Origin of the sequence: Acrocarpospora macrocephala, assembly GCF_009687865.1 — a bacterium.
Taxonomy (GTDB): domain Bacteria; phylum Actinomycetota; class Actinomycetes; order Streptosporangiales; family Streptosporangiaceae; genus Acrocarpospora; species Acrocarpospora macrocephala.
In genome coordinates, this window is sequence record NZ_BLAE01000066.1 from 54699 (window position 1) to 65519 (window position 10821).

The window sequence follows — 10821 nt, forward strand, 5'->3', positions numbered from 1 at the left end:
GGCGAGCTTCAGCGCGTCGGCGAAGAAGGTGTCCCCATGAGGTTCGGTTATGGAACCAATGGGTTCGCGAATCATCGATTGTCGGACGCGCTCGTCGTCATCGCCGACCTCGGCTACGAAGGTGTCGCGCTGACCCTGGACAGCGGCCACCTCGATCCCTACGGGCCGTTCTTGTCCCGGAGGCTCGCTCAGGTCGGTCGCTGGCTGGATCGGCTCAAGCTGAGCCTGGTGATCGAGACCGGCGGGCGTTATGTCCTCGATCCGGTGCACAAGCACCACCCCACGCTGGTGCACCCGCCGGACCAAGCCGCCCCCCGGGTGGATCTGCTTCGGCGGGCTGTCCGGGTCGCGGCCGAACTCGGGGCGGAGGCTGTCTCCTTCTGGAGTGGCACCCGCCCGCCCGGCGTTCAAGACGGCTGGGACAACCTGGCCAAAGGCGTCGAAGCCGTGCTGGTCGAGGCGGAAACGTGCGGGGTCACGCTCGGGTTCGAGCCGGAGCCCGGGATGCTCGTTGACGATATCGCCGGGTATGAGCGCTTGCGCGGCATGCTTGGGCAGCCGGCGCGGCTCGGGCTCACGCTCGATATCGGGCACTGCCGGTGCAATGAGCCGGATTCGGTTCCCGAGGCTGTGCGGCGGGCTGGGCCGTATCTGGTGAATGTGCAGATCGACGACATGCGGCGGGATGTGCACGAGCATCTGGAGTTCGGCGAAGGAGAGATCGACTTCCCGCCGGTGCTGGCCGCGCTGACCGAGACCGGGTACCAGGGGCTGGTCAGTGTCGAGCTGCCCCGGCACAGCCACGCCGCGCCGGCCGTGGCCGAACGTTCACTGCGTTTCCTTCGTGAGGCGGTGTCATGATCCCCACCATTCGCTCGTACCTGACCGGCGACGGCGTCAGCTGGCTGGACGCCGCCATCGCCAAGATCCATGCCGATGCCGGGGCGATCTTCGCGGTCTTCCCGGCGGCCGGGCGGCGTTGCGGCCGGGGCGCGCTTGACGACGGCTGGACCGTCGATCAGGCCGTCCGGGTCACCCTGCTGCTGGAACTCCCGCTCGACGGCGAGCCGCTCGGCCTGCTCCTGTTCGACCTGTACGCGCACGGCGACGCCGGAGAGCGGCTCGCCGTGCTGGCGTCGCTGTCCGTCTTCGACGACGCCGGTCGCCTCGGCGAAGCCGGGCTGCCGATCGTCCGCGACGCGTTGCGCACCAGCGACACCCGCCTGATCGGCGCCGCCATGAGCCGGTACGGCGCCGCCCGGCTGCCCGCCGAGGCCTACCGGCAGGCCGTCCTGAAATGCGTCTTCACCGGTGTGCCCCTGTCCGGCGTGGCCGGTCTGGAGTCGCGCGCGGACCGGGAACTGGCCCGGATGATGGCCGATTTCGCGAAAGAGCGCGAAGCGGCCGGGCGGGTCGTGCCGCCCGACATCTGGCCGATCCTCGAACGCCACCCGGACCTGCGGGCCGGCCTGTCCTCCGACACGAAGGGTGCGTCGTGATGCGAATCTTCGACCCGCACATCCACATGACCTCGCGAACCACCGACGACTACCGCCGCATGTACGACGCCGGGGTTCGCGCCCTGGTCGAACCCGCGTTCTGGCTCGGCCAGCCGCGTACGTCGCCGGGGACCTTCGCCGACTACTTCGACGGGCTGCTCGGGTGGGAGCCGTACCGGGCGGCGCAGTATGGAATCGCCCATCACTGCGCGATCGCCCTCAATCCCAAGGAGGCCAACGACCCTCGGCTGCGCGGCGTGCTCGACCTGCTGCCGCGTTACCTGGCCAAGGATCGGGTGGTCGCGGTCGGCGAGGTCGGCTACGACGAGATGACCCCCGCCGAGGACGAGGTGCTCCAAGCTCAGCTGGCGCTCGCTCTCGAACACGAACTGCCGGTCCTGGTCCACACCCCGCACCGGGACAAAGCGGCAGGAACCCTTCGGACTCTCGACGTGGTGAAGGACTCGGGCCTCCCGCCGGAGATGATCCTCGTCGACCATCTCAACGAGATGACCGCCAAAGCGGTGGCCGACAGCGGCTGCTGGTCCGGCTTCTCCGTCTATCCGGACACGAAGATGGACGTGCACCGGATGATCGCCCTGCTTCGCCTGTACGGCACCGACCGGGTTCTGGTGAATTCGGCCGCCGACTGGGGTCACAGCGACCCGCTCAAGACCCGCGCGGTCGGGGACGCCATGCTGGCCGACGGCTTCACCGAAGAAGACGTGGACAAGGTCCTCTGGGCCAACCCCGTCGCCTTCTACGGGCAAAGCGGGCGACTCGAGCTCGACGAGGTCAGCCCGGCCGCCGACTACGCCGGAAACACCATCAAACGGGGAGTGGCGCCGTGAGGTTCCGCCACCCCGACGGTTCCACCGTGCACCTCGCCTACTGCACGAACGTGCATCCGGCCGAGGACCTCGCCGGGGTGCTCGCCCAGCTCCGCGACTACGCCGGTCCGGTGCGGCGCAAGCTGGGCGTGTCCCGCCTCGGGGTCGGGCTCTGGCTGTCCCGCCCGGTCGCCGACGCGCTGGCCGCCAGCCCCGCCGAACCCGTACGTCTTCGCGCGGCCCTCGACCGGGAGGGCCTTGAGGTGGTGACCCTCAACGGGTTCCCGTATCGGGGGTTCCATGATGAGGCGTCCGCCAAGTTGCGCGTCTACCAGCCGGACTGGACGTCGGACGATCGCCTTTCTTACACGCTCGATCTGGCCAGACTGCTGACGGGGCTGCTCCCCGATGACGTCGTCACCGGGAGTGTTTCCACGTTGCCGCTGGCTTGGCGTACGCCGTGGTCGGCCGAACAAGCCGCCACGGCCGCACGGAACCTGGACCGGTTACGGGACGGGCTCGCGTCGCTGGCCGAGGCGACCGGGCGGACGATCAGGGTCGGCTTCGAGCCCGAGCCCGGCTGCGTGATCGAGACAACCACCCAGGCGGCTTCCCATTTGACCGGTCTGGATCCCGATTATCTGGGTCTATGCCTGGACACCTGCCATCTGGCCGTCGGATTCGAGGACCCATTCGAGGCACTCGGCCGGCTGGACGCGGCCGGGCTGCCGATCATCAAGATGCAGGCGTCCTGCGCCCTGCGAATCGACGACCCCGGCATCGCGCACGAGGAACTCGCCGCCTTCGACGAACCACGATTCCTCCACCAAACCCGCGAACAGGGCACCCCAGGCACAGACGACCTAGGCGAGGCACTAGGCGGCGGTTTGCCGGGAACCTCACCATGGCGCGTGCACTTCCACGTACCCCTGCATTCCGCCCCCACCGCACCGCTGGGCTCTACGCAGGACGTCCTCGACGACACATTCCGGGCGGTTCTCGGCGGGCCGATCGCCCGTACCCACCACATCGAGGCGGAGACGTACACCTGGCAAACCCTCCCACCCGACCGGCGCCCCCGCACGCGAGAAGCCCTCGTCGACGGGATCGCCAACGAACTCGCCTGGATCCGCAACCGCCTGACCAACCTCGGCCTGAAGGAGGAGGCATGACAGTCAAGCCTCTGGTGGTCATCGACGTGGTCGGGCTCACCCCCCGGCTGCTCGACCACATGCCCAACCTGCGCAGACTCGGTGCCCCCGCCACCCTGGGAACCGTGCTCCCGGCCGTCACCTGCTCCGTGCAGTCGACCCTGCTCACCGGCAGACCCCCGCGCGACCACGGCATCGTCGGCAACGGCTGGTATTTCCGCGACCTCGGCGAAATCATGCTCTGGCGCCAGCACAACGGCCTCGTCGAAGGCCCCAAAATCTGGGACGACGCCCGCGCCGTCAAACCCGACTACAGAGTCGCCAACATCTGCTGGTGGTACGCCATGGGCGCCGCCACCGAAATCACCGTGACCCCCCGCCCGATCTACCACGCCGACGGCCGCAAATCCCCCGACTGCTACACAACCCCACCCGAACTCCGCGTCGACCTCACCCGCGAACTCGGCCGCTTCCCCCTCTTCTCCTACTGGGGCCCCAAAGCAGGCATCGAATCCAGCCGCTGGATCATCGCCGCCGCCCGCCGCATCCTCACCACCGAACGCCCCGACCTCACCCTCGTCTACGTCCCCCACCTCGACTACGACCTCCAGCGCTTCGGCCCATCCGGCCCCGAGGCCATCGCCGCCGCCCGCGACGTCGACCAAGCCCTCGGCCCCCTGCTGGACGACGCCTCCGCCGCGGGCGCGACCACCGTCGTCCTCTCCGAGTACGGCATCGTCGACGTCTCCCGCCCCATCGACATCAACCGCGCCCTCCGCGAGGAGGGCTTGCTGTCGGTCTACCGCCAGGCGGGCATGGAATACCTCGACCCCTGGACCTCGCGCGCCTTCGCCGTCGCCGACCACCAGCTCGCCCATATATACGTGCGCGACGAATCCGACACCCCCGCCGTACGCAAGCTCATCTCCGCCCTCTCCGGCGTCGACCAGGTCCTCGACGCCGACGGCAAAGCCGCCTTCGGCGTCGACCACTCCCGCGCCGGCGAACTCGTCGCCGTCGCCGACCCCGACGCCTGGTTCACCTACTACTACTGGCTCAACGACGCCCAGGCCCCCGACTTCGCCCGCGGCGTCGACATCCACCGCAAACCCGGCTACGACCCCGCCGAACTCTTCCTCAACCCCCAAGACCGCTGGGTCAAAGCCAAAGCCGGCCTAGCCTTGGCCAAAAAAGAACTCGGCTTCCGCTACACCATGCCCGTCGTCCCCCTCGACCCGTCCTGCGTCCGAGGCAGCCACGGCCGCCTCCCAGACGACCCACTCGACGGCCCGGTCCTCCTCAGCGACGCCACCCTGGATCAGGGAACCTACGCGGCCACCGACGTGAAGGACTTGCTCCTTCGTCTCTCCGGACTCAAAACGTCAGCCTGAGCCACCGCTCGCGGCGGCATTCCGCTAGGAGTTCTTCTTCGAACTTCGAAGCGGAATGCCGTCGTGTCTGATACCGCTACTGCCAGCCGACGCGGGTACGAAGCCATTCCAGACCAGCCCTGCCCTGAGCGCCCTGAAACTCGCGCAACGTCGGCAGGCCGGGCGGTGCCGGCTGGCGCGCTTGCCCGACAAAATACCCGGTGAGCGCGGTCAGGACCGCCGTCACCGACCCTGGATCCGCGTTCTTGGCGACTGGGTGGTCGTCGAACAATGATTCGGGTGGTGGACCACCTTGCATGCGCACGCTTGGCAACATGGCGAGCAGGTCGAACCATGGAGCCGCGACACACGCCCACGGCCAGTCGACGATGAGCACCCGGTCGCGGGTGAGCAAGAGGTTGTCCGCTCGCAGATCCGCGTGCACCAGAGCGGTGCCCCTGGCCGCAGTGCTCCAGCCGGCCTCCATGGCCGCCAACTCCGTCAAGTGCCGGCGCGCCCATGGGTCGAGACCATCCAGCGTGTCGTCACCGCGGCGGTGCGCCGCTGCGAGGCGGCGCCATCCTTGGAATTGATCGCCGAACCGGACGGCGACGGGCGGAGCTTCCACCGGGGCCGGAGTCAAGCTCTCCGCCAGATCACCCAGCGCGTCGAGAACGCGATCCAACTCCGCCATGACCCACGGCTGGGCCGGCATGACGCCTTCCACGTCCTCGAACAGCAGGACGACCCAGCCGTGCCGGTCGAAGGAACCCAGCAACCGGGGCGCCGGCGTCTGGTCAGGCAGCCTCGCCGCGATGCGCGCCTCAGCCCGGTGGATGTCTGGGCTGTCAGGGTTCGGCGTCGGTCCGACGGCCTTGACGAAGGCCCGGCTTCCATCACTCAACCGCAGACGAGCGGCTACTCCTGGGGAGAAACCACCCGGCTGCGTGACGGCCTCGACAACCCGACCGCCAAGACGCTCCTCAACGGCCTCGCGCAGCTCGACGGGCACCGCAGACCAGGGAAGACGCACCCCGACCGCTGGCGGCGGAGCATGCTGACCGTTCATCTGAACAGGATCCCCGCAAGACCGCCACGCCACAAACGAATTCCGCGTTCAGAGCGTCCTCGTCATGAACGCGCTGTACGGGTCGAGCTTGTAGTCCGCGAACGGCTCGCAGTAATCGAACCCGAATTTCTCGTACAGTTTTCTGGCGGGCAGGAAGAAATCGTCCGAGCCGGTCTCGAGGCTCAGCCGGGTGAAGCCCATGCGCGTGGCCTCGGTGATGATGTGCTCCAGCAACAGGGATGCGATCCCGCTCCGCTTGCGCACCGATGTGGTGCGCATCGACTTCACCTCGGCGTGGTCCGGGTCCAGTCTCTTGATCGCACCGCAGCCCACCAGGGTGTCGCCGTCCATGACCGACCAGAACGTGATCTCGGGCTTGCGGAGCCCGTCGAGGTCGAGGGCGTGCTTGCTCTCCGGGGGAGAGACGGACCGCATCTCCTGGATGTGCTCGTTGAGGAACTCGGCGATCTCCGGCCCGGAGAGGTCGTCTACTACGATCTTCACTTTGCTCCCGTTCCATCGACGCCATGTCATGTTACTCAGTCGGCGTACGGGCTCTCCTACGGATAGCCCGGCCGAACACCCACGTTCGCAGGAGGAGGAATCGCAGGCACGTGGTGGCCAGGTTGGCCACTACCAGCACGCCGAGTTCCAGCGGCTGGGCGGGGTCCGGGTTGAGGGCGTGCAGCATGGCGAGCGAGCCGCTGGTCAGGCCGAGACCCGCGGCGAAGACCACGAGGCCTTGGGCCTGGTGCAGCCAGAGGCGGCCGGTGCCGCGCACGCCGAAGGTGAACCGGCGGTTGAGCGCGGTGTTGGCCACGGTGGTGATGAGGAGGGCGATGAGGTTGGCCGTCTGGGCTCCGGTTCCCGTGCGCAGCAAGGCGTACAGGATCAGGTAGGCGAGGGTGCTGGCGATGCCGACGGCGGCGAAGCGGAGCAGCTGGCCGGTCAGGCCGACGGGCAGCGGGGCGCGCCCGAGCTGCTCGGGCAGCCGTGCCAGGGGCAGCCGGGCGGTGCTGAGCGCTTTGGCCAGCCGGGCGATGCCCTTGAGGTCGGCGATGGCGGTCTGCAGGATGTCGACGCGGCTGTCGGGGTCGTCCACCCAGTCGACCGGCACCTCGTGGATGCGCAGCCCGGCGCGTTCGGTGAGCACGAGCAGCTCGGTGTCGAAGAACCAGCCGGTGTCCTCCACCAGGGGCAGCAGCCGCGCGGCCACGTCGGCGCGGACGGCCTTGAAGCCGCACTGCGCGTCGGAGAAGCGGGCCGAGAGCGTGCCGCGCAGCAGCAGGTTGTAGCAGCGGGAGATGATCTCCCGTTTGGGACCGCGGGTCACCCGGGCGCCGCGGGTGAGGCGCGAGCCGATCGCCAGGTCGGAGTGGCCGGAGATGAGCGGCGCCACCAGCGGCAGCAGCGCGGTGAGGTCGGTGGACAGGTCGACGTCCATGTAGGCGAGCACCTGCGCGTCGGAGGCCGACCAGGTGTGCTTGAGCGCGCGGCCCCGCCCCTTGACGGCGAGCCGTACGGAGGTGACCTCCGGCAGCTCGGCGGCGAGCCTGGCCGCGATCCGCGGGGTGTCGTCGGTGCTGGCGTTGTCGGCGATCGTGATGCGGAAGGGGTAGGGGAAGCCGTGGAGCAGGTGGTCGTGCAGGCGGCGCACGCAAGGGCCGAGGTCGTCCTGCTCGTTGTAGACGGGGACCACGACATCGAGGACCGGCGCGCGCGCCGCCGGCTCTGCGGGCGCGACCTGTGCGGAGCCGATCATGGGGTCGAGCCGGAGGATGACGTCAGGTCGTAGACGGTGACGCCGTCGACCGTGGTGGCGGGGAAGGTGGCCGTCACCCATGCCGAGATCTGCGAGGCGGTGTTGTCGCCGTCGTTGCCGCCCATGGGGCCGCGGTCGCCGCCGATGAAGTAGTGGATCTGCTTGTCGGCGACGTACTGCTGGAATTGGGCGAGGGTGGGCGAGGGATCGCTGCCGTTGAAGCCACCGATCGGCATGACCGGATCGCCGGTGGCCAGTTGGTAGCCGGAGGCGTTCTGCGAACCGATCGCCGCCGCCACCCAGGTGTAGGAGCCGGCTTCGCGCCGCAGCAGCTCGACCATGTCCGCGCCAGGAGTGGAGCCGTTGAGCAGTCCGCCCATGCCGCCCCGCCCCATGCCGCCTGGCGGCGTACCGCCCGGTGGCGCGCCACCGTTCCGCGCCGTGCCGAGCCCTGGTGGCATGCCACCCGGGAAGCGGCCGCCCCTGCCTCCGGATCCGGCTGTCACGGAAGGACCGGCCGACGGGATCGAGCCGCCATGCGGGGTGGCGGCGGTGTCCATCGCGTACGCCCCGGGCCCGGCCAGGACCATGGCGAGCGCCAGCGCCGCGCTCACCCAGGCCACCCGCGCGGGCAGCCATCTGGAGGCCAGCAAACCGAGCGCCGCCAGGAGCCCGCCGATGAGCACCACCCAGCGCAGCCACGGCAGGAAGTCGCCGCTGCGCCCGAGCAGCTCATACGACCACCAGGCCGTGACCATCACGCTGGCAGCCGCGGCGGGTGCGGCCCACGCGCGGCCCCACTGCCTCCACAGCGTCACCGCGCCCATGCCGGCCAGCGCGCCGAGGGCCGGAGCGAGGGCCACGGTGTAATAGGCGTGGAAGATGCCCGCCATGAAGCTGAACACCCCGGCGGTGATCAGCAGCCAGCCGCCCCACAGCACGAACCCGGCGCGGGTACGGTCGGTGCGTGCCGCCCGGGCCGTCACCGCGAGGCCCACGGCCAGCAGGATGAGTGCGGCGGGCAGCAGCCAGGCGACCTGGCCGCCCTGCGCGGCGTCGAACATGCGCGTCCAGCCGGTCTCGCCCCAGCCGCCGCCCGGCCTGCCGCCGACGCTGCCGGTCTCGTTGCCGTTCAGCCGGCCGAGGCCGTTGTAGCCCAGGGTCAATTCCAGGAGGCTGTTGTGCTGCGAACCGCCGATGTAGGGGCGCGCCGAGGCGGGCACCAGCTCGACGACGGCGACGTACCAGCCGGCCGAGACGACCAGCGCGACACCCGCCAGGAGGAGTTGCAGGATGCGCCTGCCGAGCTTGGGCGGCCCCGCGATGAGGTAGACCAGCGCGAACACCGGGACCACCAGCAGCGCCTGGAGCATCTTGGCCAGGAAGCCGAAGCCGACGAAGACCCCCGCCCATACCAGCCACTTGGTGGCGCCGCTCTCGACGGCCCGGACGATCGCGTACGCGCCGGCGACCATGAGCAGCACCAGCAGCGCGTCGGGGTTGTTGAAGCGGAACATCAGTACCGCCACCGGCGTCAGCGCCGTCGCCGCACCGGCGATGAGGCCCGCCGCCGGGCCGTACCAGCGCCGTACGGTCGCGAAGAGGAGCCCGACCGTGGCGACGCCCATCAGGGCTTGCGGCACCAGGATGCTCCAGGCGTTGACGCCGAACAGCCGCGCCGACAGGGCCATCACCCAGAGCGAGGCGGGCGTCTTGTCGACCGTGATCGAATTGGCCGCGTCCGAGGAGCCGAAGAAGAACGCCGTCCAGTCCTGTGATCCGGCCTGCGCCGCCGCCGCGTAGAACGAGTTCGCCCAGCCGGGGGCGCCCAGGCCCCACAGATAAAGCACAGCGGTGGCCAGCAGCAGCGCCAGCAAGGCCGGACGTACCCAGGGGGCTTGGTCCACCCGCGAGCGCAGCCGCCTTCCACTGGGCGCCGGGTCGGGCGGCGGTCGGCCTACCGACGCCGCGGGCAAAGTGGAGCTCATCGGTGCGTCCTTTCCTCCATGCCTACCTGAAACTGTCGGCCACCGGCCTGTCCGCTTCTTGTGCCGACGCTGCGCGCAACCTGTGAGCCTGATTCCACGGCCGCGATCCCGCGCTGAGACGAGGCCGGGTGCGCGACACCCACGTCGAGAACCGGTCCCGTCGTGCTAGTGACGGCCGTCGTGCCTGCTGCCCCGTGTCACGTTGATCGACGCGGAGGCGCTCCTGCCGTCGACCGTGGCGTGGATTTGGTACGTGCCCGGCCGGATGCCCTCGGGGACGGTCAGGGTCTTGGTGGCGCGGCCGTCCCGCAGCCGGACCGTGTACGTCCTGCCGTTCAGGCCGGTGATGGTGGCGATGCCGACGTACCGCACGCCTTTGGTCTCGACGGTAACCGTGTAGGAGCCCCCGGAAGCTACCTGGTCGTCGCTGACCGAAACCTGCGGCTGCCGGTCCTTCTGCTGGACCGCCGAAGCCACGGGCGGCCGGTACGTGGCCGTGTCCGCGAGCGACGCACCCGCGAACGGCACGGCGATCAGGCTCGCGCTGAGGACACCCGTGATGAGAGTCTTGGCGAAACGCATGATATTGAACCCCCGATCCGCGGCGGCCTTTTGAAATCCGGTGATTTCATCTGCAAAGCCCGCCGCTGGGGATAAACATATTGACGCCGCCTTGAGCGACTCTGTGGAAATCCATTCCACTTCCTGGCAAACGTGTAAGCGATAAGTAAGCGCGCTGGGCGGCCAGGGCAGGGCCGAAGGAATTCTCACCTTGTGAGACCGAGGGCGCTGAGCGGGTTGCAGAAGTCGTCGCGTGCCCAGCGGGTACCTTCGGCGATGTCGGTGAAGTTCAGCAGGCGTAGCGCGCCGATCGCGTGGCTACGCATGGTGGCGCGCCGATCGCGTGGCTACGCATGGTGGCCAGGATCGACCCTTCACGCGCTGTCTCAGGATCGGAGAACTCCCTCAACCCCTGGGTTCCCGGGCTGGGTGGGTGGCGCTCTCGTGCCGGCCGGTTTCAGCGCCGGAACCGTCCGGCGAAGCGGCTTTTGCCGTGGTAGAGGAGGGTCCAGGTGCCGTCGTGGTTGCGGCGGGTGCGGTAGCGGTCGGGGTGGGTTGCTTTGTCGCGGTTGTGCCAGGTGCACGCGGGGG

The 10821-nt window shown here is 69.3% G+C and carries 10 protein-coding genes; 5 read left to right on the forward strand and 5 right to left on the reverse strand.

Going from position 1 to position 10821, the window contains the following annotated elements; all coding sequences use genetic code 11:
- Positions 1–36: 36 nt before the first annotated feature.
- The 5 genes from Amac_RS42330 to Amac_RS42350 are packed head-to-tail and all read left to right on the forward strand — an operon-like array spanning position 37 to position 4871.
- Positions 37–861: a sugar phosphate isomerase/epimerase family protein gene (locus tag Amac_RS42330; RefSeq protein WP_155360072.1), complete on the forward strand. Its 825-nt coding sequence runs from the start codon at positions 37–39 to the stop codon at positions 859–861.
- Positions 858–1499 carry an EboA domain-containing protein gene (locus Amac_RS42335; RefSeq protein WP_155360073.1) on the forward strand — a complete coding sequence of 214 codons (642 nt, stop codon included), beginning with the start codon at positions 858–860 and terminating at the stop codon, positions 1497–1499. Before Amac_RS42330 ends, Amac_RS42335 begins: the two co-directional genes overlap by 4 nt.
- On the forward strand, positions 1499–2350 hold the full coding sequence (locus Amac_RS42340; protein ID WP_155360074.1) for a TatD family hydrolase: 852 nt from the start codon (positions 1499–1501) through the stop codon (positions 2348–2350). The genes Amac_RS42335 and Amac_RS42340 overlap by 1 nt, the downstream gene beginning before the upstream one ends.
- Positions 2347–3501, forward strand: a complete 1155-nt coding sequence (eboE, locus tag Amac_RS42345) for a metabolite traffic protein EboE (protein ID WP_155360075.1) — start codon at positions 2347–2349, stop codon at positions 3499–3501. Before Amac_RS42340 ends, eboE begins: the two co-directional genes overlap by 4 nt.
- A complete protein-coding gene (locus Amac_RS42350; protein ID WP_155360076.1) occupies positions 3498–4871 on the forward strand; it encodes an alkaline phosphatase family protein in 1374 nt (457 codons plus the stop codon). The genes eboE and Amac_RS42350 overlap by 4 nt, the downstream gene beginning before the upstream one ends.
- A 76-nt stretch (positions 4872–4947) precedes the next feature.
- Here Amac_RS42350 and Amac_RS42355 read toward each other — a convergent pair whose 3' ends face one another.
- The 5 genes from Amac_RS42355 to Amac_RS42375 form a co-directional block, all read right to left on the reverse strand.
- Entirely contained in the window at positions 4948–5919 is a 972-nt protein-coding gene (locus Amac_RS42355; RefSeq protein WP_155360077.1) for an aminoglycoside phosphotransferase family protein, read from the reverse strand.
- A 48-nt stretch (positions 5920–5967) separates the two neighbouring features.
- Complete coding sequence (locus Amac_RS42360; RefSeq protein ID WP_155360078.1) at positions 5968–6423, reverse strand: GNAT family N-acetyltransferase; 456 nt, start codon at positions 6421–6423, stop codon at positions 5968–5970.
- A gap of 31 nt (positions 6424–6454) precedes the next feature.
- Positions 6455–7681 (reverse strand): bifunctional glycosyltransferase family 2/GtrA family protein, encoded by a 1227-nt coding sequence (locus Amac_RS42365; RefSeq protein ID WP_155360079.1) that lies wholly within the window; start codon positions 7679–7681, stop codon positions 6455–6457.
- Positions 7678–9669, reverse strand: coding sequence for an ArnT family glycosyltransferase (locus tag Amac_RS42370; protein WP_155360080.1), 1992 nt, complete (start codon positions 9667–9669; stop codon positions 7678–7680). The genes Amac_RS42365 and Amac_RS42370 overlap by 4 nt, the downstream gene beginning before the upstream one ends.
- 165 nt (positions 9670–9834) lie before the next feature.
- Positions 9835–10251: a hypothetical protein gene (locus Amac_RS42375; RefSeq protein ID WP_155360081.1), complete on the reverse strand. Its 417-nt coding sequence runs from the start codon at positions 10249–10251 to the stop codon at positions 9835–9837.
- Positions 10252–10821: the final 570 nt, after the last annotated feature.